Origin of the sequence: Phaeobacter sp. JH204B, from assembly GCF_048055755.1 — a bacterium.
In the GTDB taxonomy this organism is placed as follows: domain Bacteria; phylum Pseudomonadota; class Alphaproteobacteria; order Rhodobacterales; family Rhodobacteraceae; genus Phaeobacter; species Phaeobacter bryozoorum.
This window is the reverse complement of the sequence record NZ_JAYMXF010000033.1, coordinates 174,438-198,237: the sequence shown is the minus strand read 5'-3', so window position 1 is coordinate 198,237 and position 23,800 is coordinate 174,438. Positions and strand designations below refer to the sequence as shown.

17 protein-coding genes are annotated in these 23,800 nt (G+C 64.3%); 5 read left to right on the top strand and 12 right to left on the bottom strand.

Going from position 1 to position 23,800, the window contains the following annotated elements:
- The 11 genes from VXL81_RS19265 to VXL81_RS19215 form a co-directional block, all read right to left on the bottom strand.
- Positions 1–1,252: flavin-dependent oxidoreductase (locus VXL81_RS19265; protein ID WP_416555692.1), on the bottom strand; the 1,252-nt coding region annotated here is incomplete at its 3' end.
- Positions 1,253–1,363: 111 nt separating this feature from the next.
- Positions 1,364–1,912, bottom strand: a complete 549-nt coding sequence (gene idi, locus VXL81_RS19260) for an isopentenyl-diphosphate Delta-isomerase (protein WP_416555690.1) — start codon at positions 1,910–1,912, stop codon at positions 1,364–1,366.
- A gap of 231 nt (positions 1,913–2,143) precedes the next feature.
- Positions 2,144–2,608, bottom strand: a complete 465-nt coding sequence (locus tag VXL81_RS19255; protein ID WP_416540833.1) for a c-type cytochrome — start codon at positions 2,606–2,608, stop codon at positions 2,144–2,146.
- Positions 2,609–2,758: 150 nt separating this feature from the next.
- A complete protein-coding gene (locus tag VXL81_RS19250) occupies positions 2,759–3,796 on the bottom strand; it encodes a P1 family peptidase (protein WP_416555688.1) in 1,038 nt (345 codons plus the stop codon).
- A 137-nt stretch (positions 3,797–3,933) separates the two neighbouring features.
- Positions 3,934–4,695 (bottom strand): SDR family oxidoreductase, encoded by a 762-nt coding sequence (locus VXL81_RS19245; protein ID WP_416555686.1) that lies wholly within the window; start codon positions 4,693–4,695, stop codon positions 3,934–3,936.
- Between the two features lie 67 nt (positions 4,696–4,762).
- Positions 4,763–5,182, bottom strand: a complete 420-nt coding sequence (gene arfB, locus VXL81_RS19240) for an alternative ribosome rescue aminoacyl-tRNA hydrolase ArfB (RefSeq protein ID WP_416555684.1) — start codon at positions 5,180–5,182, stop codon at positions 4,763–4,765.
- A 326-nt stretch (positions 5,183–5,508) separates the two neighbouring features.
- Complete coding sequence (locus VXL81_RS19235) at positions 5,509–6,141, bottom strand: queuosine precursor transporter (protein WP_340546398.1); 633 nt, start codon at positions 6,139–6,141, stop codon at positions 5,509–5,511.
- 133 nt (positions 6,142–6,274) lie between these two features.
- Positions 6,275–7,204 carry an esterase-like activity of phytase family protein gene (locus tag VXL81_RS19230; RefSeq protein WP_416555682.1) on the bottom strand — a complete coding sequence of 310 codons (930 nt, stop codon included), beginning with the start codon at positions 7,202–7,204 and terminating at the stop codon, positions 6,275–6,277.
- Positions 7,177–8,100: a penicillin-insensitive murein endopeptidase gene (gene mepA / locus VXL81_RS19225; RefSeq protein ID WP_260087079.1), complete on the bottom strand. Its 924-nt coding sequence runs from the start codon at positions 8,098–8,100 to the stop codon at positions 7,177–7,179. Before mepA ends, VXL81_RS19230 begins: the two co-directional genes overlap by 28 nt.
- Positions 8,097–9,518: an MFS transporter gene (locus VXL81_RS19220; protein WP_416555696.1), complete on the bottom strand. Its 1,422-nt coding sequence runs from the start codon at positions 9,516–9,518 to the stop codon at positions 8,097–8,099. Before VXL81_RS19220 ends, mepA begins: the two co-directional genes overlap by 4 nt.
- A 111-nt stretch (positions 9,519–9,629) precedes the next feature.
- Positions 9,630–10,208: an acyl-CoA thioesterase gene (locus VXL81_RS19215; protein ID WP_416555680.1), complete on the bottom strand. Its 579-nt coding sequence runs from the start codon at positions 10,206–10,208 to the stop codon at positions 9,630–9,632.
- Between the two features lie 134 nt (positions 10,209–10,342).
- On the opposite strand from VXL81_RS19215, the gene VXL81_RS19210 reads away from it, so the two are divergent.
- The 3 genes from VXL81_RS19210 to yaaA all read left to right on the top strand — a co-directional run bounded on the left by VXL81_RS19210 (position 10,343) and on the right by yaaA (position 13,739).
- On the top strand, positions 10,343–10,630 hold the full coding sequence (locus tag VXL81_RS19210; protein ID WP_014873231.1) for a YggT family protein: 288 nt from the start codon (positions 10,343–10,345) through the stop codon (positions 10,628–10,630).
- Positions 10,631–10,830: 200 nt separating this feature from the next.
- Positions 10,831–12,945 (top strand): DNA helicase RecQ, encoded by a 2,115-nt coding sequence (gene recQ, locus VXL81_RS19205; protein ID WP_416540838.1) that lies wholly within the window; start codon positions 10,831–10,833, stop codon positions 12,943–12,945.
- A 29-nt stretch (positions 12,946–12,974) separates the two neighbouring features.
- On the top strand, positions 12,975–13,739 hold the full coding sequence (yaaA, locus tag VXL81_RS19200) for a peroxide stress protein YaaA (RefSeq protein WP_416555678.1): 765 nt from the start codon (positions 12,975–12,977) through the stop codon (positions 13,737–13,739).
- Between the two features lie 16 nt (positions 13,740–13,755).
- Here the strand turns inward: yaaA and VXL81_RS19195 are convergent, their stop codons facing one another.
- Positions 13,756–16,086: a response regulator gene (locus VXL81_RS19195; protein ID WP_340546404.1), complete on the bottom strand. Its 2,331-nt coding sequence runs from the start codon at positions 16,084–16,086 to the stop codon at positions 13,756–13,758.
- A 307-nt stretch (positions 16,087–16,393) separates the two neighbouring features.
- Between VXL81_RS19195 and VXL81_RS19190 the strand changes: the two genes are divergently transcribed.
- On the top strand, positions 16,394–21,703 hold the full coding sequence (locus tag VXL81_RS19190) for an alpha-2-macroglobulin family protein (protein ID WP_416555676.1): 5,310 nt from the start codon (positions 16,394–16,396) through the stop codon (positions 21,701–21,703).
- 14 nt (positions 21,704–21,717) lie between these two features.
- Positions 21,718–23,787: a penicillin-binding protein 1C gene (gene pbpC, locus VXL81_RS19185; protein ID WP_416555694.1), complete on the top strand. Its 2,070-nt coding sequence runs from the start codon at positions 21,718–21,720 to the stop codon at positions 23,785–23,787.
- Positions 23,788–23,800 lie beyond the last annotated feature (13 nt).

Genomic DNA, 23,800 nt, shown 5'->3' with positions numbered 1-23,800 from the left:
TGATGCGGGTGCCTGCGGGTATGGTGCGGGGGCGGGCGTTCAGCTCTTCGATCGAAAACCCGGCGATGGATTTGTATTTCGCGGCATGGGCGGTGAGCTGATCCTGCGGGATCACGTCGTTGATGTCGGTGAACTCCCCGCCGCAGAGATCCTCGACCTGTTGCAACACGCCGTCGGGGCCTCCCCCTGCGCGGTTGGCCATGCCAACGGCGGTGGTGACGGGACGCAGGGCGTTCTCGTAGCGGGTGAGGGCCTCAGGTGTTGCGCCATGGGTCAGCATCTGGGCGCCAATCACGCGGGCGTCGACAATGGCCTGGCTGGCGCCGTTAGACCCGACCGGATAGGTCGGATGTGCGGCGTCGCCCATCAGGCTGACCGGACCATCCTGCCAGCATGGTAGCGGGTCGCGGTCCACCATTGGATATTCATAGACGGTTTCGGCTCCGGTGATCAGCGCGGGCACGTCGATCCAGTCAAAGCGCCAATCGGCAAAATCCGGCAGAATGTCATCTATGTCGGCAGCGCGGTTCCAGCTTTCCTTGTTCCGGGGCACACCGGGATCGAATTGTTTCTCTGCGATCCAGTTGATTACCGCCTTGCCGTCGGCGTCGGGCGCGCTGATCGGATAGGCCACCAGCCGCAGGTGGTCATGGCCGATCATTGCCATGGCCGCGCCGCCGTGGAAGGCCGGGGCCTGTGTGGTGGCGCGCCACAGGATGCGACCGTTCCAGATCGGTGCGCCCTCACCCGGATACATCTGCGCGCGGATGGCGGAATGGATGCCGTCGGCGCCGATCAGGAGATTGCCCTGCACGCCGCGCCCGCCGTCCAGATGCAGGGTGACGCCGTGATCTGTGAGCTCATATCCCGCCGCCCGCGCGCCGGTGGTGAGGACGCTGTCGCCCGCGCGGGCGAGGAGCGCGTGATAGAGCATCATCTGCAAGGCGCCGCGATGGACGGAAAACTGCGGCCAGCTGTAGCCCGCCGCCTGGCCGCGCGGCTCCTCCCAGATGGTGTTGCCCAGTTTGGAATAAAATCCCAGCTGCCGTGTGCGGACGCCGATGGCGGAGAGCTCGGCCTCCAGCCCCAGATCGAAGAGTTCGCGCACCGCATTGGGTTGCAGATTGATGCCGACGCCCATCGGTTTCAGCGTTTCGGTGGCCTCGTAGATGTGGAAGGGCACACCCAGCTCATGCAGGGTGAGGCCAAGTGTGAGCCCCGCGATCCCGGCCCCCGCAATCATCACTGTCATCTGGCCTGTCCTCTTGTGCGCTGTCGAAATGCCGATATTAGAATCACGGCACCCGCATCGGGGCAAGGGGGGGGCAGATGCCTTGGTTAGAGACTGATAGCCGCGGATGCGTCAGCTGTCCTCGCTGCTGCCGAGGCTGAGGTCGGGGCCGAAGATCACGTCGGAATAGCTGTTGAGGTAGATCTTGAGCCAGGGGGTGAAGCGATCCGGGTGGCGCTTCACCTCGGCCAGAAGGTCGTGGTAATCGACCCAGCGGGTCTCCATCACCTCATCCGGGTTGGGGGTGAGCTGCGGCGCGCGGTGGGCATGGGCGAGAAAGACATCAACCACCTCATGTTCGATCAGCCCGTTGCCGACATCGGCGCGGTATTCGAGGTGATGGCGAAACTCGGGGTAGAGGCCGGTGATGCCCAACTCCTCCTGCATCCGGCGGACCGCGCAGGCGGAGGAGGATTCATCCCATTTCGGATGGGTGCAGCAGGTGTTCGCCCACAGACCGGGGGTGTGGTATTTGCCCAGAGCGCGGCGCTGCATCAGGATTTCGCCGCCCTTGACCACAAAGACCGAAACGGCCTTGTGCTTCAGCCCCTGTTCATGGGCGGCCAGCTTTTCAACCGGCGTCAGGGTGCCATTCACCCAGGCGGGGATCATGTGGGTCATTGCAGGAGCTCGCAAGGATTGTGCAAGGGGCTGGGCTGTGCGGCCATCGGGCAGATATGGTTGTCGTCGGGTGGAGGTCAATCCCGCAACCAAGGCTGGCCAGAGTTGCGGGTGCGTGGTTACGGGTGCCGACGCGGAACGGTCAATATCCCAGCAGAAAACGAAAGGCAATTGTGCGAAAAGCCGCGGCCAGAGGCGCGCGGCTTTTGCTGTCGTGTCAGGGGACCGGGATCAGTTGGTCGCGGTCTCATCTGTGGTGGCGTCTGCGTCGCCTTCGGCGGCATCAGCGGGGCCGTGCATCGCGAGGAAGGCATAGATGTCTTCGGCGCCTTTCTTCAGGCGGAAGGACATTTTGGATTTCGCTTTGGAATCACCCAGGTAATCGCGCAGGAAAGCCTTGGGATCGGCGGTATAGGCGGCGAAGCTCTCTTCGTCCCATACCAGCCCTTGTTCGCCTGCGGCCACCATGTCGTCGCCGTATTTGTAGCCGTCCGCGGTGCCGGCGGTGCGGCCGACAACGCCCCAGAGGTTCGGGCCGGTTTTGCCGCCCTTGATGATTACGTCACCGCTGTCCGAGACAACCATGTGGCAGGATTTGCACTTGTTGAAGCCCGTTTCGCCCTTGTCGGCGTCGCCTTCGGCAAAGGCAGGGGCTGCAATCAGGCCAAGGGCCGCTACAGCAGTCAGAAGTTTCATGTCGCTTGCTCCAAAATTGAGTTGGCTCGATCAATACGCGCCGGATCTGCAGGAAAGTCAAACCGGCGTATTGCCGCGTTGGCTCTCGGTCAGGCACTGCGACAGTTCACCTGTGTCAGATCGCGCCGAGGTCAAGGGGAGGCCGTGGCGTCACATGTCCTGCCAGGAGGGCAGCAGATCGCCGGGTTCGGCATGCGCGAGCGCGGCAGCGCGGGCGATGGCGCGACTGAGGCAGAGGGCGGCGGCATGTCCGATGGCGCCCAGATCAGCGCCCAGATCACCGTCGCTGATGGTCTTTGCCGGATCTGCGGTGCTGACCGCAAAAACCAGATCGCCGTCGCCGGGGGAATGTGCCGGTACGATGGCCCGTCCGATGCCGTCATGAGCGGCAATGGCGAGCCGCTGGCATTGCGATTTGCTCAGCGCCGCGTCGGTCGCGACGATGGCAATCGTGGTATTGCTGCCCTCGGTCGGCAGTTCGGTGCCCTGCGCCAGCGCCTGCATGGCGGCGAGCTTGAGGCTCGGGGCGGGGGTGGTGAAGCCGGTTGCAGGATCGACGCCTGCACCGCCAAACTCCCCATCAATTTCAAAAGGAGCTGCCCAGAAATGGCGGTCTCCCGGCGTAGTGACCGAACCGAGCGGATTGGCCGCGACCAGCGCCCCGACGGTGGTGCCGTCCGACAGGACAAAGGAGGCCGATCCGAGTCCGCCCTTGACCCGTGCTGTAAGAGCTCCGGTGCCCGCCCCGACGGTGCCAAGGGCAAAGCCGTGATCAGCCGCTTCATAGGCGGCGCGACCAAGGGCTGCATAGGGGTTTTCGGACCAGTCCTTATCGCCGCCGTTCAAGAGGTCAAAGAGGATCGCACCCGGCACGATCGGCACGCGCGCAGGCCCCACCGCAAAGCCCCGCCCGGCGGCGCGCAGCCCTGCCACCACGCCGGAGCAGGCATCCAGCCCGAAGGCGGAGCCGCCGGAGAGCACAAGCGCATCAATCTGAGCGACGGATTTGTCCGGCGCCAGCAGATCGGTTTCGCGGGTGCCCGGCGCGCCGCCCATCACATGCACCCCGGCTGTAAAGGGCCGATCGGCGGTCAGCACGGTGGTGCCGGATTTCAGCCGCCGGTCTTGGGCACTGCCAACCTTGAGGCCGGGGACATCGGTGATCAGGTTGCGCGGGCCGGGTTTCATCGGGTGTCTCCTGTTGGGGCGTTGGGGCGGGCATCTGGGGCAGCTTATGGCCGGGGCGCGCTGGCGCGCGCGGCCTCCGGCGGGAGTATTTCGGGAAAGATGACAGGCAGGCCGGATACTTGGTCGGGCTCGGGCGGTCAGATACAGCGCCCGCCGTCGACCTCCAGCGCGACGCCGGTCACCATGCTGGCCTCATCTGAGCAGAGGTAGCAGGCGGCGTTGCCCATATCCTCGGGGGTGGAGAAGCGGCCGATTGGAATGGTTGAAAGGAACTTGGCGCGGATCTCTGGCGTATCCTCCCCCATGAAGGTTTTCAGCAGCGGGGTTTCGCCCGCGACCGGGTTGATCGCATTGACCCGCACCCCGGCGGCGGCAAGCTCAACCGCCATGGTGCGGGTTGCAGTGATCATCCAGCCCTTGGAGGCATTGTACCAGTTGAGATTGGGACGGGGTGAGATGCCGGCGGTAGAGGCGACATTCAGGATGGCGCCTGAATGGCGCGCCTTCATATGCGGCACCAATGCGCGGGCAGTCAGATAGACGGATTTCATATTGACGGCAAAGACGCGGTCGAAATCGTCTTCGCTGACGTTTTCAAGCGGCGTCGGCAGGTGGCTGACACCAGCGTTGTTGACCAGAATATCGACCTGTCCGAATTGATCCAGCGCCGTGGCCGCCATCTGATCGACCGAGGCGCGGTCGGAGACATCGACGGTCTGGGCAAATGCCCTATCTGCTCCATGGCTGTTGCGGGCCTGTTCCGCGGCCTCTGCGGCGGCGTCGGCGTTGATATCGGCAATCATCACCCGCGCGCCCTCCTGCAGGAATTTGGTGACGATGCCGGCGCCAAAGCCTGAGGCCCCGCCGGTTACAATGGTGCATTTCCCTGCCAGCCGCATATGCTCTCTCCCCGAATTGACTCAGCGGCAGCTTGGCGGAGACCGGGGAGCAGCGCAATCGCCTGTCTCAGTCCGGGTCGATCTTACCGCGCGTCGCCTTGATGTCGCCGCGCTGGCGTTTGGCCTCCAGACGGCGGCGTACTGAGCCGCGGGTGGGTTTGGTGGCAATGCGACGTTTGGGGGCAATCAGGGCCTGGCGGATCAGTTCGGCCAGGCGTTCGCGCACCAGATCTCGGTTGCGCTGCTGCGAGCGGGTTTCGTCGCATTGCAGGATGATCGCGCCGTCCTTGGTCCAGCGGCGACCGGCCAGCCGTTTCAGGCGCGATTTCACCGCCGGGCTGAGCGCCGGGGAGCGTGCGGCCTCGAACCGCAGTTCGACGGCGGAGGAGACCTTGTTCACGTTCTGCCCGCCGGGACCTGAGGCGCGCATAAAGCTTTCGGTCAATTCCCAGTCCTGTAGGCCGATGGTGTCGGTAATGTGCAACATGGGCGAACCATAATCTGCCGTATCGCCAAGGTCCAAGCGAAAGCCGTGGCTGGGAGGTCACGGGAGGGCATCGCGTGACGCAAAAAGGGCCGCCCCGACGGAGGCGGCCCTTTCCGAAAGTCTGTAAGAGCAAAGGCAGGTTAGGGTCTGAAACCCAGCCGGATGGCGACTGCCAGAGAGGGCTGCCTCAGAGGGCCGCCGCTCCGGTTGTTGCTACGCCTTGCTCCAATACCTTTCTTGACACTGGATCACCTCCTTTTCTCTCTGTTTCCGCTGTCTTGGATGGTGGCACGGAACCGGAAGATCTCCAAATAAAAAGACGGCTGTCAGTTAACGCTGGCCTGCGACCGTGTAAGACGTGCCACGATCAGGCGGAAAGGGACGAGCGCCAGCAGCGCCAGTGCCACTTTCACGCCCCAGTCGGCAACAGCAAGCGAGACCCAGAGCGGGGCGACGGGGCCAGTGCCGAGGATCGGCAGCATTTCACCGGCCCAGCTGACATCATTGCCGGGTTCCAGCCAGACCAGAGCGCCGGAAAAGGCGATGCTGAAGAACAGCGCGGTGTCGACCGTGGCGCCGATCAAGGTCGAGGCCAGCGGTGCCCGCCACCAGGCGCCATTGCGCAGGGCGGCAAAGATCGAGACGTCCAGCAGCTGTGCTGTGAGGAAGGCAAGGCCGGAGGCGATGGCGATGCGCAGGGTCACGAGGGGGCCGAATTCGCCCATGATCTGGGTGCCGATCAGCGAGCAGATGACGCCAACGACAAAACCGGCCAGCACCACCTTGCGAGCGGGTCCGGTGCCATAGACGCGGTTGGTCACATCGGTCACGAGGAAGGCGATGGGATAGGTGAAGGCGCCCCAGGTCAGCCATTGGCCGAACAGGAATTGCACCAGGATGTTGGAGGCCACAACAACAGCGGCCATGGCAAGAATGCCAGGAAGGTAAGAGCGTGTCATTTTGCAGTCCGTTTTTTAGACAAGGTCGCGGAGACTTGTTTCGACGATGCGAAAGATCAGGCCCAATAGCGGAAAAGCCCCTGTTTGGGCAAGAGATTTGTCAGGTATTGCCTGCTGTCGCACCGGTGGTGGCCTAATCGGGCAGCCGGTATTCCACCAGTTCGGTGCGTTGCAGCGATTTGAAGTTGTCGTCGGAGACCATGGTGGCGCGCAGCGCGCCGCTGCTGTCGCGCCAGATCGAGACGCCCTCCAGATTGTCGTGCAGACCGAGACCGGTTTGCAGCAATGTGACCTCGCCGCTGATGCCATCGGCGGTGATGTCCCAGCGCCGCAGGCGGCTGCGAAAGCCGATGAAGCCAAAGTCGCGTTCCAGGAGGTAGAAGCGGCCGTCAGGGCCGAAATCGGCGCCCACAGGGAGGAATTTTCCCCGGCTCGGCAGATCAAAGGGACGGTCCCATCGGCTGCCATTCCACCGCCAGACGGGGATATCTCCCGCCTCGGTCAGGGCGCGTTCCGGCAGCGTGTAGAGATGGCCCTTGCCGTCGATGGCGAGGGCCTCCAGCGCCTTGTTCAGGGGCAGGCGGCGAAAGGCCTTTGGGCGGGGCAGTACCTCGGCGCGACTGTCACCCCTGCGGTGCCGGGCCACGCGCGAGACGCCTTCAAAGGAGATGAAGAGGGTGCCGTCACGCGCGATTGCGAGGCCTTCTGCGTCGACGATCCGCCCGCGCAGGATCGCGCCGTCTGATGCGCGCAGCCTATGGGCCTCGGTCGGGGTGATGGCCTCGATGGGGTGCAGTGCCGCGGTTCCGCGCTGAATGCGGGCGGTGACGATGGTGGCCCGATCGCTGACCACGGTCATCTGCGCCCCGTCCGGCGACAGCGACAGGGCGGAGAACCCCCCGAACCATTTGGCCGGGTGGGTCCAGCGATAGGCCGCGATGAACTGCGCCCCGCCCGGCTGTGCGGCCGAGGCGACGGGCCGATAGGCCAGCAGCGCCGTCAGAGAGATGGTCAGCGCCGCTGCCAGCCCGAGGCTCAGTTTGATTGCAGAACGGCGGCGCATTGCTGAGGCAGGTCCGAAAGAGTGTATTCACGCCGGGGTTTGGGCGGCGGCGCATTGGGGTCGCGCGGTTTTGGCGGCGGCGGATTCAGGATGTCCTTCACCCACTGGCGCGCGTCATCGCAGCCGTCGCCGCGCGGGGGCGGATCCTGATCGACACAGCCGCGCGCGCCGGCCGGGCATTTCAGCCGGACGTGGAAGTGGTAGTGATGGCCATACCAGGGCCGGACCTTGCGCAGCCAGTCGCGGTTGCCCTTCTCGTCGTTGCACATCTGGACCTTGGCGCCGGGGAAAACAAAGATCCGCGCCACGCGGTCATCCTTGGCGGCGGCGCGCAGGATGGCGTGGTGCTGGGGTGACCAGCTGGAATTGGTGTAGGCACCATTGGCCCGGCGCAGGGAGATCGAGGAGATCTTCTCGCGTTCGGCGACGGAGAGGTCGAGGCGCTTGGCCGGCAGCATCCAGATATCGGCGTCCAGACCCACCTGATGACTGCGGTGCCCGGACAGCATCGGGCCGCCGCGCGGCTGGCTGATATCGCCGACATAGAGCCCGTTCCAGCCGCTCTGGCGGGCGGCAACGCGGCTCAGATCCTTGATAAAGTCGATGGTTTCGGGATGGCCCCAGTTGCGGTTGCGCGACAGGCGCATCGCCTGCCAGGTCGGGCCGGTCTGGGGCAGCTGTTCTGCCCCGGCCACGCAGCCCTTGGCGTAGGAGCCATGCGGTGCGGGTTTCTGCGCGGAGCCTGCGCGTTTGGCACCGAACAGCTGCTTTGCGGGTACGTCCGAGTTTGCAGAGCGGCTGACCACCGGATTGGCGGAGGGTGATCGGCTGTCCCCGGCGGGGGCGCAGGCTGTCAACAGGAGGGCGGTGAGGGTGATGTATCGACTGAACTTCAACTCTGGTCTCCTTCTGCATTGACCCAGCGCAGAACGATGAGCCCGATAATGAACAATAGAATAACCGGTGCAATGCCGAGGCGGGCACTGCCGGTGAGCGTGGTGGATATTCCGATCAGGGCCGGTGCCAGAAAGGCTGTGGCGCGACCCGAAAGGCCATAAAGACCGAAGGCCTCGGTCGCGTTCTCGGGCGTGGTGTGGCGGACCATGAGGCTGCGGCTGGCGGCCTGAAGGATACCACCAAAGCCACCGATCAGCACACCGCAGGCAAAGAAGACGGCGTCAGGCAGGCCGGAGCCTTCGGCGAGGGAGAGGCCAAAGAACTGGTCGCGGGACATGTTGACGACCAGGAAACAGACGGTTGTCAGGATCAGAATTGCGGTGGTGATGACCGGTTTCGGGCCAAAGCGGCGATCCGCCAGCCCGCCGAGCCAGCTGAACAGCGCCGAGGAAATCACGGCGATGATGCCGAAGACGCCGATCAGGGTGATTTCCCAGCCCAGCACCAGCCGCGCGTAAATTCCGCCAAAGGCATAAAGCCCGTTCAGCGCATCCCGGTAGAGCATCGAGGAGATCAGATAGCCGGTCAGGCTGGCGCGATGGCGCAGGCTGCGGACGGCGCGACCAACGGAACGGATGGCATCGCCAAACCGCCCGCGCGCGCCGGTGATGGCATCGTCGCGCACCCAGCGGAAATAGGGGATGATAAAGAGCGCAAACCAGATCGCTGTCAGCGGACCTGCGGCGCGGGTGCCTTCGCGGGTCTCCGCATCCAGCCCCAGAATGGGATCAATCCCGATCAGGGTTTTGCCATTCCCCTGTTCGACGAACAATGTGAGCATCAGGAAAAGCGCGATCACCCCGCCAAGGTATCCGATGGCAAAGCCGGTGCCTGAGATGGTGCCGACGTCTTCCTTGTTGCCGAGAGAGGGCAGCTGCGCATTGACAAAGATCAGCGCAAATTCCGCGCCGATAAAGCCGAAGCCAAAGCTGATGAGCATCCACCAGAGGTTTGATCCGTCCGGGTCCATGAACCACAGGCCCCAGGCGCCGGTCACATACATCAGCGAAAACATCATGATCCAGGGCATTTTGCGCCCGGAGATATCCGCAAGCGCGCCCAGAAACGGCCCGCCAAGGCCGATCATCAGGCCGGTGATGGTGAGGCACATCGACCAGACCGTCTGCGCCTGCGCCTTTGCCGCCTCATCCGCGAGGCCCTGGGTCAGGTAATACTCGGCGGCAACGGCTGCGAAGAAGGGCGCAAAGACAAAGGTGACCAGCAGCGTGTGATAGGGCTGACTGGCCCAGTCGAAGGCCCACCAGCCCCAGATGCGCTTGCGCATGGATATCTGCGTCATGCCTCGTCGTCCCTCGCCCGATGCCTGTCGTGGTCTTTTGTCGTTACCTTTTGGTATGACAGGCCGGTATGGGGTTAGGCAAGCGTGTCCTGCGTTGACCTGTGGTAGATCGCGCTGGTCCTTCGTACAGCCATATGCTGTGCGGTCGGATGCTGCGGCAGGCCGGACCTAGCCGTTTTGGAGGGTTTCGGGCGCCGCAGGGGCAGGATCCGCCATCATCGGTGGCCAGGGGCGGCCTGCGTCCGCCTCGCACCAGGCCTTGATCCAGGCGGGCATCTCGGGGGCGAGCCTGTCGGTGCGACCGATGGTTTTGAGCACCTCCTTCGGTGCGACGATCCCCTTGGCATCGGTGATGGCGGTGCGCAGCATCACGTGGCTGGCGCAGTCGCCGTTGGATTTCCACATGGATTGTTCCAGATAGATGAAGCGATCGTCCCAGGCCACTGCCCGGCTGCGCATCTCGAACCGTTCAAAGCCGCGGATGCGGCGGCGAAACCGCACCGTGGTGCCCGCAACCGTCATGCCCCAGCGACGGCTGCGCAGGGCGCCGATCAGGCCGACACGCTGGGCCAGCATGGTACGGCCCAGATCATAGAGCGTCATCGCACGGCCGTTGTTGAGCTCCATCCAGATATCCAGATCCCAGGGCCAGCAGATGTGGCGGGAAACATGGGTGTCGGTCAGATCCAGCGGCGGCATCCGGCGGGCAACCAGCAGATCCTTGATCAGGCGGACGATGGGAAACATGGGCGCGCTCTCCTGTGTGATGTGCCCGTGTTGCCATCTGTTTACAGCGCGTCAACCGCAACCTCGCGGCAGTCTTGCGATTTTGCGCGGGCGCGCTTACCTGTGGACAAGCTCCAAAAAGGGAAATCAAAGAGATGCTGTCGCTGTTTCAAATTCTGATGCTGATCCTGGACATCGTCTGGTTCTTCATCATCGCCCATGTGATCATGAGCTGGCTGATCAATTTTCAGGTTCTGAACCTCAATCAGCAATTTGTGGCGCAGGTCTGGTATGGTCTGAACCGCTTGTTAGAGCCGCTTTATGCGCCAGTGCGCCGCATTTTGCCCAATATGCAGGGCCTTGATCTGGCGCCGCTGGTGGTGCTGATCGCCGTTTATGCGCTGCGGATTATTCTGACCAACAATATCGCCATGTTCTATTGACCCAATGGGCCGAGGCGCGGCGATCGCTCTGATCGCGGCGCGGCGATTGATGCGGATGGACCGCCCAGGCATCGGCCTGCGGCGGTCTTTTCGGTGCCACTTGTCTGACGGTCGGGGGTGCGCACCCTTGTGGGTCGAATCCCGTTGTGGGATTGTAGCTGCCAAGACGAGCAGAACACAAAAAGAGGCCCCCAGCCCCCATGTCCGCATTGCAGCCGGAAATGACCGCTCCGACCGGGGCGACCTCCACTGGCACATCCGTCACCGCTGCCTGTGCTACTGGCGCGACGCCGCTGTTGCGGGAAATCTTTGGCTTTGACGGGTTTCGCCCGGGGCAGGAGGAGATCGTCGACGCCGTGACCGCCGGTGAAAATGTGCTGGCGATCATGCCGACCGGCGGCGGCAAATCCCTGTGCTTCCAACTGCCTGCTCTGCTGCGTGAGGGGGTCACGGTGGTGATCTCGCCGCTGATTGCATTGATGCGCGATCAGGTGCGGGCGTTGCAGGAGGTTGGCGTGACCGCCGGGGCGCTCACCTCGGGCAATACCGACGAAGAAACCGAGGCGGTCTGGCAGTCCATCGAGGAGGGGCGGCTAAAGCTTCTGTATATGGCGCCGGAACGGCTGGCCTCCGGGGCGGCGATGGGGATGCTGCGGCGGATCGGTGTCAGCCTCATCGCGGTGGATGAGGCGCATTGCGTCAGCCAGTGGGGCCATGATTTCCGCCCCGATTACCTGCGGATTGGTGAATTGCGGCGGGCGCTGGACGTGCCGCTGGCGGCCTTTACCGCGACCGCAGATCAGGAAACCCGCGAAGAGATTGTCGAGAAGCTGTTTGATGGTGTCGCACCGCGCAGTTTCCTGCGCGGCTTTGACCGGCCCAATATCCATCTTGCCTTTGCCACCAAAGACAGCCCGCGCCGTCAGATACTCGAGTTTGCGGCCGCCCGAAAAGGTCAATCCGGCATCGTCTATTGTGGGACACGTGCCAAGACCGAAGCGCTGGCGGCGGGGCTGCGCGAGGCGGGCCACGCCGCCTGTTATTATCACGGTGGCATGGACGCAGAGGACCGGCGCGGGGTGGAGACGCGCTTTGCCCGCGAGGACGGTCTGATCGTTGTGGCCACGGTGGCCTTTGGCATGGGGATCGACAAGCCCGATATTCGCTGGGTCGCCCATGCGGATCTGCCCAAATCCATCGAGGCCTATTATCAGGAAATCGGACGCGGTGGCCGCGACGGCGCGCCTGCCGAGACGCTGACGCTGTTCGGGCCGGAAGATATTCGACTGCGTCGCAGTCAGATCGACGAGGGTCTGGCGCCGCCGGACCGCCGCAGTGCAGACCATGCCCGGCTGAATGCGCTGCTCGGACTGGCCGAAGCGCTGAAATGCCGCCGCCAGACCCTGCTGGCCTATTTCGGCGAGGCGGCTGAGCCCTGCGGCAACTGTGATCTCTGCGACCAGCCGGTGGATGTGTTCGACGGCACCACGGCGGTGCGCAAGGCGCTGTCGGCGATCCTGCGAACGAACGAGACCTATGGATCGGGACATCTGATCGACATTCTGGTGGGCAATGCCACCGACCGGGTGCGTGACAAGCGGCATGACGATCTGTCGGTCTTTGGCTGTGGCAAGGAATATGGCAAGCGACAGTGGCAGGCGGTGTTCCGGCAGATGATGGGACATGATCTGGTGCGCCCCGATCCCGAACGCCATGGCGCGCTGCGGATGACCGAGGCGGCGCTGCCGGTTCTGCGCGGTGAACAGGACATTGCGCTGCGCCGCGACACCATCAGCTCTGCCAAGCGCAGCCCTGCGGTAAAGGCGCTGGTGTCGGATGAGGACGCGCCGCTGTTGTCGGCACTGAAAGCCAAGCGGCGCGCGCTGGCCGAGGCGCAGAAAGTGCCGGCTTATGTTATCTTTGCGGATCGCACGCTGATCGAGATGGCCGAAACCCGGCCCGATACGCTGGATAAAATGGCGCGGATCGGCGGTGTCGGGGCGAAGAAACTGGAGCGGTATGGCAGCGATTTCCTGTCGGTGATCACCGGCGAGAGCGCGGCGCTGCACCCGATGCGGCGCAAGCTGGCCGGGCGCGACGCCGGATCGGTTTATGATGCGTTGATGGCTGTGCAGGCGGAGCTGGCGCGGGGCAGCGACGGAACCGAGAAACCGCTGAGCTGTTCTGCGGCGCAGCTGGCGAAGCTGGCGCAGGTCCGTCCGCAGACTGAAATCGCCATCACAAGGCTGTTAGGCGAGCGCCGCGCGGAACGTTTTGCAGCGGCGTTTCTGGACGTCTTGCGCGGCGCGGGCTAGGTCTTGTCCAGAACAGATGGGGGCAGAATATGCTGGTAGTGACTTCTCCGGCCAAAAAGCTGGACTGGAGCGAACGCGACGTTGAGATGACATGGCCCGCCATGCACGACGCGGCGGTGGATTTGGCATCCGTGGCGCGCGATCTCTCGGTCGCCGAGCTGATGAAGCTGATGCATATCAGCGAGGATCTGGGAAAGCTGAACTACGAGAGATTTCAGAGCTTTGCCGCCGATCCGGGCAGCGATGCCACGCGCCCGGCCGCGCTGGCCTTTGCGGGTGACACCTATCAGGGGCTGGAGGCAGGGTCTCTGGATGCGGAGGAAATGGCCTGGGCGCAGGACCACTTCCGCATTCTGTCGGGCCTTTACGGGCTGCTGCGGCCGCTGGATGCGATGCAGGCCTACCGGCTGGAGATGGGATCGCGGCTGAAGACAGCAAAGGGCAAGAATCTCTATGACTACTGGGGGCGGGACATCTCTGATGCGCTGAATGCCCAAGGTGAGGCCATGGGCAGCGATGTGCTGGTGAACTGCGCCAGCCAGGAGTATTTCGGCGCGGTTGATCGCGAAGCGCTGGCGCTGCGGGTCGTGACGCCTGTCTTCATGGAAGACAAGAACGGCACGCCCAAGGTGGTGAGCTTTTACGCCAAGCGGGCGCGGGGCGCGATGGCGCGCTACATCATTCAGAACCGGCTAAGCGATCCTGCGGCGTTGCTGGATTTTGACAGCGGCGGCTATCGCTACATGCCGGAGATGTCGGAGCCGGATCAGCCGGTGTTCCTGCGCGCGGGCTGAGCGGGGCCGGTGCAGATCAGGCGGCGCCGGTCTGGGTGAGGTCGTCATCCGCCAGCGGCGCCGCCTCGGCAGGCAGATAGGCGTGAATACGTTCGTGGATCAGCGCCTTGCGCAGGGGTTTGGTCAGGTAGTGATCCAGACCTGCGGCGAGAATCCCGTCTGAATCGCCGGCCATCGCATGGGCCGTGAGGGCGACAACGGGCGTGTAGATGCCGGTGCCGTGTTCCAGCGCGCGGATTTTCTGCGTTGCCTCCTTGCCGTCCATCACCGGCATCGAGATATCCATGAAAATCAGGTCAGGCTGGAAGGACTGATAGGCCTCCACCGCCTCAATCCCGTTGCTGGCAAATTGCAGATCTATGTTCAGATCTTTCACCATTTTGCGGAACACAAGCTGATTGGTCCGGTTGTCTTCTGCTGCCAGAATCCGCATCAGCCGGGGCGTCGGGGTGGCATCGACCGCCGCGGCGATCGGGGCCGGAGCCAGGGTCGGCGCCACGGTCGGGGAGGGCGCCGGGGCCGTTGGCTGCGCTGACGGCAGCGGTGTGGCCACCGTGTCGAGCACCTGCGGTGTGGCTGCAACCGGCTCAACCATATCTGCGGCACGCGCCGCTGATCCACGCTTGGGCAGGTCGACAAGCCGCTGGAACAGCTCGTCCCGCTGGATCGGTTTCAGCAGCACGCTGTCTGTCACGGATTGTACAACCGCGTTGCTGGCTGCTGTGGGGTCGCTGCTGAGCATGAGGATCGGTACACTGGCAAAGGAGCCGGAGCGCAGTTTGCGGGCCAGTTCGACCCCATCCTGATCGGGCAGTTGTTCATCGCAGATGACCAGATCGACGTCCTCAGGCATCTGGGCAATTGCGGTGGTGCCATTGTCAAAGACCGTCACATCCAGCCCCAGCGTCGCCAGCTGTTTGCTGAGCACGTCGCGCATGACCGATTGGGACTCGATAACCACGACCTGACACAGCCCCTTGGGCAGCGTCGGGATGCTGGTTGAAGCACCCTCTGCCAGTGGCAGCTCCATGCGGAAACCGAAACAGGACCCCTTGCCCTCCTCGCTTTCGACCCAGATTTCGCCGCCCATCAGTTCAATCAGCCGCTTTGAGATCGCAAGGCCAAGGCCGGTGCCCTCAAACTGGCGATTGCGCTCATCCTCGACCTGATTGAATTCGCCAAAGATGTCCTGCACCTTCTCTGCGGGGATGCCGATGCCGGTGTCTTCGATGGTGACATGGATCGAACAGATCTTGTCGTCAGCATTGGAGATGCCGGTGATCTGCAGGGCAACATGACCTTCTGAGGTGAATTTCACCGCGTTGCCGACAAGATTGGTGAGCACCTGGCGGATGCGTCCCGGATCCCCGACGAAGCTGGTTGGCAGGAACAGATCGTAGTCCAGCAGCAGTGTCAGCCCCTTGTCCCGCGCGGTGGGCTGAAGCAGCATCAGCACCTCATGTACACTGCGCTCCAGATCAAAGGGTTCAGGGTGCAGCTGCAGTTTCTGCGCCTCGATCTTGGAATAGTCGAGCACGTCATTGATGATGACCAAAAGCGCTTCGCCGGAGTTTTTGATCGTGTTGGCGTAGAGCTGTTGTTCCTCGTTCAGATTGGTGTCGCTGAGCAGCTCGGCCATGCCGACAACACCGTTCATCGGGGTGCGAATCTCATGGGACATATTGGCCAGGAAGGCGGATTTGGCACGGTTTGCGGCCTCGGCTCGCTCGCGGGCGGCCTCAAGCTCCTCCTCGTATTGGACGGTGGAGGTGATATCGAGCGCCAGGCTGACCATATCGCCGCCATGGCCGCGCTGATCCAGCAGCCGCAGGTAGCGGTCGTCCCACATCCGTACGACCACAGGTTCGGGGGAGGGCGACAGCCAGCGCTCCGACATCTGGGCGCGCCAGTGATCGGGATCCTGTTCTCCGGTGTTCACCAGCCCCTCATCGGTGAGAATCTGCAGGATCCGTACGTAGGAGACGCCAGGCGCCACTTCCTCCAGCCCGTCGAACAGGTCGAGATAGGCGCCATTGGCGCCGATCAGTTTGCTGTCGGCATCAAAGAAGGCAAAGCCGTCCTGAAAGGCCTGGATCGAATGCCAAAGCCGTCGCTCGGCGCGCTCAACCTTTTCGTTGGCGGTGGACAGGTCCGATTTAACCTTGGCGTTTTCGTCGCGCACCGTCGCGACCTCGGCCTGGGTGACGCCGATCTGGCGTGTCAATGCCAGCGCATGGCGCCCGAGTTTGCGGTTGGCTGCCGAAAGTTCCGCCTGCTTCAATTCAAGCAGGCGCTCCGCCGCGAGACGCGCGCGTCGTTCTTCCGTCAATCTGTCAGCAAGGTTCATCCCTGCGAACTCCACATAAAACCAACACGACCTGTCTGCCCTACTTTGGCGGGCAGAGATTAAATTGAGATTAGTTCATCTGTTACGTTGCGATATCTTGCTATGGCGTTAACCCCGTGCCAGCCTCTTGGCAGGTCTGGAGGGTTCTATTGTGCGTGTGCCTGTTTCATTTGTTGTACTTTTGTGCGGTTGGCTTGTTCAACCATTAGTTGTTTTCGCTGATTCAATTTTTCCGGAAACGCGCTATGTCACTCAGCGCGACACCGATCATTTCGGGGCCGATCTTGGGCCGCTTTTTGACACCGATATGCGCAGTTGCGCGCGGGCTTGTTCGGCACAGACCGATTGTGTCGGGTTTGCCTTCAACAGCCGATCAAACGCCTGTTTCCCAAAATCGGCGATGGATCAGCCGTCGCCCTATGACGGGGCGTTTTCAGCGCATAAGCTTCTCGCCGGTGCGGCAGAGAAGCAGGCGGCCAAACAGCGCGCCGCGGCCTTGCAGGGGCTGGAGGTTGCGGATCTGGCTGCGGTGTCCAAACAGGCAGAAAACCTTGGCCTGCGCTTTCCAACGGGTGGATCCAGCGTTGAGGATCTGATTGCTGCGGCGCAGGGGGCGCCGTCGGCAGCGGCGCTGCGGTGGGTTGCCGAGGCTGTGGTGCTGAGTGATCGCGGCGATCTGTGGCTGGACTATGCCCGCAAGCTGCTGCGTCAGGAACTCAACGGATCCGCTCAACGCCGCGCCCATGAAGAGGCCTTTGCGGCAGCGCTCAATGCCTATCTGCGCAGTTCGCAGCCGGCGGCGCAGGCGGCCGGATTGATCACCGCCGCAGAGGCGTTGGAACAGCTGGGGCGGGGACGTGCCGCGCTGGCGGTTCTGCGGCTGGCGGCAGATCGTGACACCAGCGCGAAACTGTCACTGCGTCTGGATGAGGCAATTGCCAAATATGGATTTCGTGTCACCGGGAGCCGGGTTGAGAGCGACAGCGCATCGCCCCGCATTTGTGTCGAATTTTCTGAAGATTTGGTACGCAGCGGGATCGACTACAGCGACTTTGTGAAACTGGCCGATCCGCGTCTGGTTGCCGAGTCGACCGCGCGCGAGCTGTGTATTGACGGTGTGGAGCATGGCACCCGCTACCGGGTGATGCTGCGGCGCGGGCTGCCGGCGGCAACCGGCGAGACATTGGCCAAGGATGTAACGCTGACCCACTACGTGCGGGATCGCGCCCCCAACGTGCGTTTCTCCGGGCGGTCCTATGTGCTGCCCAAGGGAGATCAGGTGGCGGTGCCGGTTGAGACGGTAAACGCGACCACGCTCGATCTGCGCCTGCGCCGTGTGAGCGATCGCAACCTGCTGCGAACCCTACAGGAGGATTATTTTGCCCGGCCGCTGTCGCAGTGGCAGGATGAACATTTCGCCAGCGATATTGCCGAGGAAATCTGGACCGGCACCGCGGAGGTCCAGCAGGATCTGAACCAATCGGTGACCACACGGCTGCCGCTTGATGAGGCGCTGGCGGATCAGCCGGTAGGTCTTTATGCGCTGAGCGCGCAGGTTCCGGGGGCCGATCCCTATGAGGCGCCTGCGGCAACCCAATGGTTCGTGCTGACGGATCTGGGTTTGAGCACCATGCTGGGCAGTGATGGGCTGCATGTGCAGGTACAGGGACTGGCAGATGCCGCGCCGCGCGCGGGCGTTCGTTTGCAGCTGGTCTCCAATGCCAACGCGGTGCTGGGGACGGCAGTCAGCGACGCTGACGGCTATGCCCGTTTCGACGCGGGGTTGACCCGTGGAGAGGGGGCATCGGCTCCGGCTGTCATCATGGCGCTGACCGGCGAGGAGGACGCGGCGGAGGTCGATTTTGCCTTTCTCTCATTGCGGGACGCCGCCTTTGATCTGTCGGACCGGGGGGTGGAGGGGCGTTTGGCGCCGGGTCCGATTGACGTGTTCCTGACCACTGATCGGGGGGCTTATCGTGCGGGTGAGGTGATTCATGCGACCGCCCTTGCCCGTGATCCGAGGGCCGAGGCGCTTCCGGGCGTGCCCTTGATCGCGGTTCTGAACCGCCCGGACGGGGTCGAATACGCCCGGGTGGTTTCCGATCAGGGGGTGCTGGGCGGCCATGTGTTCCGCCTGCCGATTGGCGATACGGCACCGCGCGGAACCTGGCGGTTGTCGATCCTGTCGGACCCCGAAGCCCCGGCGCTGGCCAGCAGGCAAATTCTGGTCGAGGATTTTCTGCCTGAACGCATTGATTTCACGCAAGAGCTGGCGGCAGGAGCCGACCAAGGTCTGCGTCCGGGCACAAGCGCCCCATTGCGGATCGAAGCGCGGTATCTGTTTGGTGCCCCGGGCCGCGACCTGACTATCGAGGGCGAGGTGACCCTGCGCCCGGCGGAACAGGTGAGCGGTTGGACGGGCTATCGCTTTGGTCGCCATGACGAGGTCGTCGCGCCGCAGAGCCGCTATTTCGGCGGGATGAGCACCGATGCCTCGGGTCTGGGCGTGGTTACCGTGACACTGCCGGAGATTGACGCGCCGGGTCAGCCTCTGATTGCGGAGGTGACCACCCGGCTGGCCGATGGGGGCGCGCGACCCGTCGAACGGCAGATGACTGTGCCCATGCAGCCTGACGGGCCGGTGATTGGTATCAAGCCGCTTTTTGAAGAGGTCGTCGCAGAGGGCGATGCGGCGCGGTTTTCGGTGATTGCGCTGGCCCCGGACGGTAGCACGCGGGATATGCCGGTCACATGGAGTTTGAACCGGGTGGAAACCCGCTACCAGTGGTATCAGCTCTACGGCAACTGGAACTGGGAGCCGACCACCCGGCGCAGCCGGATCGCGACGGGTGAGGCAACTCTGAGCGCAGCGGCACCTCTGGTGCTGGAGCAGCCGGTGGACTGGGGCCGGTATGAGCTGGTGATCGAACATCGGGGCACGCCCTATGTGGCGGCTTCGACCGATTTCTATGCAGGGTGGTATGTGCCTGACGAGGGGGCGGATACGCCCGACCAGCTGGACGTCTTTCTTGATCGCGACAGTTATCAGCCCGGCGATACAGCGCGGTTGCGGCTGGTCACCCGCGCGGCTGGCACGGCTCTGGTTTCGGTGATGTCGAACCGGTTGATCAGCCGCCAGATGGTCGAGGTTCCCGCCGGGGAGACGGTGATTCCACTGGCAGTTGGTGCCGACTGGGGCAGCGGGGCATATGTCTCGGCGATGGTGTTGCAGCCGCTTGCTGGCAAAGCGGATCAGACCCCGACCCGCGCATTGGGGCTTGCCCATGCTCGCGTCATTCGCCCGGGCCAGGCGCTGGAAGTAACCTTGGACCTGCCGGAGGTGGCCCGACCCCGCCGGACACAGCTGGCCCGCGTTGAGGTCGCGGGGGCCGCTCCCGGTGAAGAGGTCTGGCTGACGCTGGCGGCGGTTGATCTTGGGATATTGAACCTCACCGGGTTTCAGAGTCCGGACCCCCTGGCGCATTACTATGGCCAGCGGCGGCTCGGGATGGAGCTGCGGGATCTTTACGGTCGCCTGATCGAGAGTGGCAACGGCGCCTTGGGCCGGGTGCGCTCCGGCGGCGATGCTGGGGCGGGGATGCGACTGCAGTCGCCGCCACCGACGCAGGATCTGATGGCGGTGTTTTCCGGTCCGGTGAAGGTCAAGGCCGATGGAACGGCCGAGGTGCCGATCGCGCTGCCAGCGTTTAACGGCACGGTTCGGGTGATGGCTGTCGCCTGGTCGCAAGATGCGGTTGGACAGGCGGAGCGGGACGTGGTGGTGCGCGATCCGATCGTGGTGAGCGCCAATGCCCCGCGTTTTCTGGCGCCCGGAGACAGCAGCCGGGTTCTTGTGGAGCTCACTCATGCAGATGGGCCCGCAGGCCAACTGAGCCTTGCGGCGCGGGTCCTTGGCGGCGGGCTTGAGATCGGGACATTGCCGCAAGTCCTGGAGCTGGCCGATGGCGCAGATACCACCCTGATGCTGCCGGTCGAAGCGCTGGCTGTCGGAGATCCGGAGATTGAGCTCGCCGTGACGACACCAGAGGGCGAAACGCTGATCCAGACGCTGCGCCTGCCGGTGCGGGCCAATGATCCGATGGTTGCCACAACCAGACGGTTCAGGCTGGCGGCGGGGGATAGTTTTCTGTTCTCATCTGACGTCTTTACCGGGCTGCGACCGGGCGGCGCGCGGGCAGTGATGTCCGCGGGGCCGCTGGCGCGGTTCGACGTGCCGGGTCTGCTGACGGGCCTCGACCTCTACCCCTATGGCTGTACCGAGCAGATCACATCTCGGGCGCTGCCCTTGCTGTATCTGTCGTCGGTGGCACAGGCTGCCGGGTTGGGTGACGGGCCGCAGGTCGCCGCCCGGATTGACAGCGCCATTCAGCAAGTGCTGTCGCGGCAGGCCAGCAATGGCGGTTTTGGTCTGTGGCGCGCCGAAAGCGGTGATTTCTGGCTGGACGCTTATGCCAGCGATTTTCTGAGCCGCGCGCGTGTGCAGGGCTATCAGGTCGCTGACACCCGGTTCCGGCAGGCCTTGGACAACCTACGCAACCGGGTGAATTATGCCCCCGATTTCGAGAATGGAGGTGAGGACATCGCCTATGCGCTGCTGGTGCTGGCGCGCGAGGGGGAGGCGGCGATGGGCGATCTGCGCTATTACGCCGACGTTAAGGCTGCGGATTTCGCCACACCCCTGGCCGTTGCCCAGATCGGGGCGGCGCTGGCGGCCTATGGCGATCAGCGCCGGGCCGATCAGATGTTTGCCCGGGCGGCCTCCATGTTGCAGGGGGATGATCCCGATCCGACCCTGTGGCGCGCCGACTATGGCAGCCAGCGCCGCGATCAGGCCGGTGTTCTGGCCCTGGCCAGCGAGGCCGGTTCGCAGGCGGTGGACAGCCGTCGTCTGAGCGCGGGCCTGACAGCCGATGGCCGACTGCTGTCCACGCAGGAAAGCGCCTGGACGCTGATGGCGGCTCATGCGCTGATCGAGGGCGGTGGTGGCTCCGGTCTGCTGGTCAATGGACAGGCGACGGACGGTCCATTTGTTGAGGTCTTGGATGGAGATCAGGATCGCGATCCGCTGGCGCTGACGGCGGCCACGGGCAAGGAGGTCGATATCACCCTCACCACCCTTGGCGTTCCGCTGGTGGCAGCGTCGGCAGGGGGAACTGGCTACAGCATCGAGCGGAGCTATTACACACTGGAGGGCGAGGCTCTGGCTCCGGATCAGTTCACGGTTGGCGACCGCTTTGTCACCGTGCTGCGGGTGGTCCCGTTTGAGCCGGGTGGCGCGCGGTTGATGATCAATGATCCGCTGCCTGCGGGGCTGGAGATTGATAATCCCAGCCTGCTGCGATCCGGTGATCTGAGCGGGCTAGACTGGCTGACGCTGAGCGACGCGCGACATGCAGAATTCCGTGCGGACCGGTTTTTGGCGGCTGTCGATCTGCGGCGGGGCCGCGGCGACGAGGCCGGGGCGCCGGTGACGCTGGCCTATGTGGCGCGGGCGGTGACGCCCGGTCTGTTCCACCACCCGGCGGCGTCGGTTGAGGATATGTACCGGCCCGCCAACCGGGCCCGTACCGGCACCGGGCGCGTGCAGGTCCGGTGATCCGCGCGCCAAAGATGCGGCTACGGGCGCGCTCCTCCTGGCGGCTGCTGGGAGGGGCGGCTGCCCTATGCGTGACCCTTGCTGCGCTGGGATTGGGGGTCGAGACCTGGATCGCCCGAACTCCGATGCCCGCAACACTGGCGGAGACAGCCACCGAGGTGCGCGACCGAAACGGCCAGTTGCTGCGGGCCTATCCGGTTGCCGATGGGATCTGGCGGATGGCGGTGCGGCCGGATCAGGTCGACGCGGGCTATCGCGCGATGCTGCTGCGCTATGAGGACAAGCGGTTCTACGACCATGGCGGCGTTGATGCGCTTGCTCTGCTGCGGGCGGCGGCGCAGGCGGTGTGGCAGCGGCGTGTGGTCTCGGGTGGCTCGACACTGACGATGCAGGTGGCGCGGCTGCTGGAGGATGGCAGCACCGGGCGCTGGGCAGGAAAACTGCGCCAGATTCGGCTGGCGCTGGCGCTGGAGCGGCGCCTGACCAAGGCGCAGATCCTTGAGTTGTATCTGGTTCACGCGCCCTTTGGTGGCAATCTGGAAGGCGTGCGGGCGGCGAGCTATGCCTGGTTCGGCAAGGAGCCGTCGCGGTTGTCTCCGGCGGAGGCGGCGCTGCTGGTCGCCTTGCCGCAGGCACCGGAGGCGCGCCGCCCGGATCGCGCTCCGAAACCTGCAGAGATGGCCCGCAACCGGGTATTGGCGCGGATGGCAGCCGCAGGCGTCTTGCCGGTGGAGGCGGCCGAGGCTGCGCAGCGGGCGCGGATCCCCCGGCAAATGCGCCGCTTCCCGCAGATGGCCGCGCATCTGGCGGATCGCGTGATAGCCGAGACGCCGGAGCTTGCGCGGATTGATCTGACGGTGGAGGCCGGATTACAGCACCGGCTGGCGCGGCTGGTGGCGCAGACCGTCGCGCGGCAGGACGCCCGGCTGTCGGCGGCGGTGCTGGTGGCCGATCACCAGAGCGGCGAGATCCTCGCCTCTGTCGGCTCAGCCGGATATCAGGATGATCTGCGACAGGGGTTTGTGGATATGACGCGCGCGGCGCGTTCGCCGGGGTCCACGCTGAAACCGCTGGTCTATGGTCTTGCCTTTGATCAGGGGCTGGCGCACCCGGAAACCATGATCCACGACGAGCCTATTGATATCGACGGGTATGCGCCACAGAATTTTGACGGAGGTTATCGCGGCGACCTGCGGATGCGGCGTGCGCTGCAATTATCGCTGAATACGCCGGTAATACGGGTGATGCAGGCGCTGGGTCCGGCGCGGTTGATGTCAGCCCTGCGGCGCGGAGGCGCGCGACCGCAGCTGCCCGGCGGCAAGCCGGGACTGGCGGTTGCGCTGGGCGGGGTGGGCCTGTCGCTGCATGATCTGATGCAGGTCTATGCCGGGCTGGCGGCGGGCGGGCAGGGGCCTCGGTTGCGGGTGCGTATGGAGGCGTCGTTTGAACGGATGCCACGCCTGTTGAGCGAAGTCTCAGCCTGGCATCTCACCGATGTTCTGCGCGATGTGCCGCCGCCAGCAGGTGCGCCTGCTGGCGTGCTGGCCTATAAGACAGGGACGTCCTACGGGCACCGCGATACCTGGGCGATTGGCTGGGATGGTCGCCATGTGGTTGGCGTCTGGCTTGGCCGGGCCGATGGCACGCCGGTGCCGGGCGCCTTTGGCGCAGAGCTGGCGGCCCCACTGTTGTTTGAGGCCTTCGGGCGGCTCGGGACCGGTTTTGCACCGCTCCCTCCGGCGCCTCGCCCGGCGTTGCGGGTGGCCACTTCGGAGCTGCCGCTGCCCTTGCAGCGCTTTGACGGCGGTCGGGCGGGTGGCCAGCCCGCTGACGCGGTGCAGCTGGCGTTTCCACCGGACGGTGCGGCGCTGATGCTGGCAGAGGATGGACAGGTCACGCTGCGGATCAAAGGCGGCGAGGCGCCGTTTCTGGTGCTGGCCAATCAAAAGCCGGTGGTGACCGGCGCCCGCCGCCGCAGCATTGATCTGCCGGGGATGGAGCGCGGATTTTCAACACTGGTGGTGGTTGATCGCAATGGTCGCTCCGATCAGGCCCGTGTGCGGATCACCCACCCAGGTGAGTAGCGCAGATCCGGCA

Bases quoted from the DNA above. Each gene is read 5' to 3' on its own strand.
- VXL81_RS19195 (WP_340546404.1), bottom strand. From the start codon at position 16,086: ATGAACCTTGCTGACAGATTGACGGAAGAACGACGCGCGCGTCTCGCG.
- VXL81_RS19215 (WP_416555680.1), bottom strand. From the start codon at position 10,208: ATGTTTCCCATCGTCCGCCTGATCAAGGATCTGCTGGTTGCCCGCCGG.
- yaaA (WP_416555678.1), top strand. From the start codon at position 12,975: ATGCTGGTAGTGACTTCTCCGGCCAAAAAGCTGGACTGGAGCGAACGC.
- recQ (WP_416540838.1), top strand. From the start codon at position 10,831: ATGTCCGCATTGCAGCCGGAAATGACCGCTCCGACCGGGGCGACCTCC.
- VXL81_RS19235 (WP_340546398.1), bottom strand. From the start codon at position 6,141: ATGACACGCTCTTACCTTCCTGGCATTCTTGCCATGGCCGCTGTTGTT.
- pbpC (WP_416555694.1), top strand. From the start codon at position 21,718: ATGCGGCTACGGGCGCGCTCCTCCTGGCGGCTGCTGGGAGGGGCGGCT.
- arfB (WP_416555684.1), bottom strand. From the start codon at position 5,182: ATGTTGCACATTACCGACACCATCGGCCTACAGGACTGGGAATTGACC.
- idi (WP_416555690.1), bottom strand. From the start codon at position 1,912: ATGACCCACATGATCCCCGCCTGGGTGAATGGCACCCTGACGCCGGTT.
- VXL81_RS19210 (WP_014873231.1), top strand. From the start codon at position 10,343: ATGCTGTCGCTGTTTCAAATTCTGATGCTGATCCTGGACATCGTCTGG.
- VXL81_RS19250 (WP_416555688.1), bottom strand. From the start codon at position 3,796: ATGAAACCCGGCCCGCGCAACCTGATCACCGATGTCCCCGGCCTCAAG.
- VXL81_RS19245 (WP_416555686.1), bottom strand. From the start codon at position 4,695: ATGCGGCTGGCAGGGAAATGCACCATTGTAACCGGCGGGGCCTCAGGC.
- VXL81_RS19190 (WP_416555676.1), top strand. From the start codon at position 16,394: ATGCGCAGTTGCGCGCGGGCTTGTTCGGCACAGACCGATTGTGTCGGG.
- VXL81_RS19230 (WP_416555682.1), bottom strand. From the start codon at position 7,204: ATGCGCCGCCGTTCTGCAATCAAACTGAGCCTCGGGCTGGCAGCGGCG.
- VXL81_RS19255 (WP_416540833.1), bottom strand. From the start codon at position 2,608: ATGAAACTTCTGACTGCTGTAGCGGCCCTTGGCCTGATTGCAGCCCCT.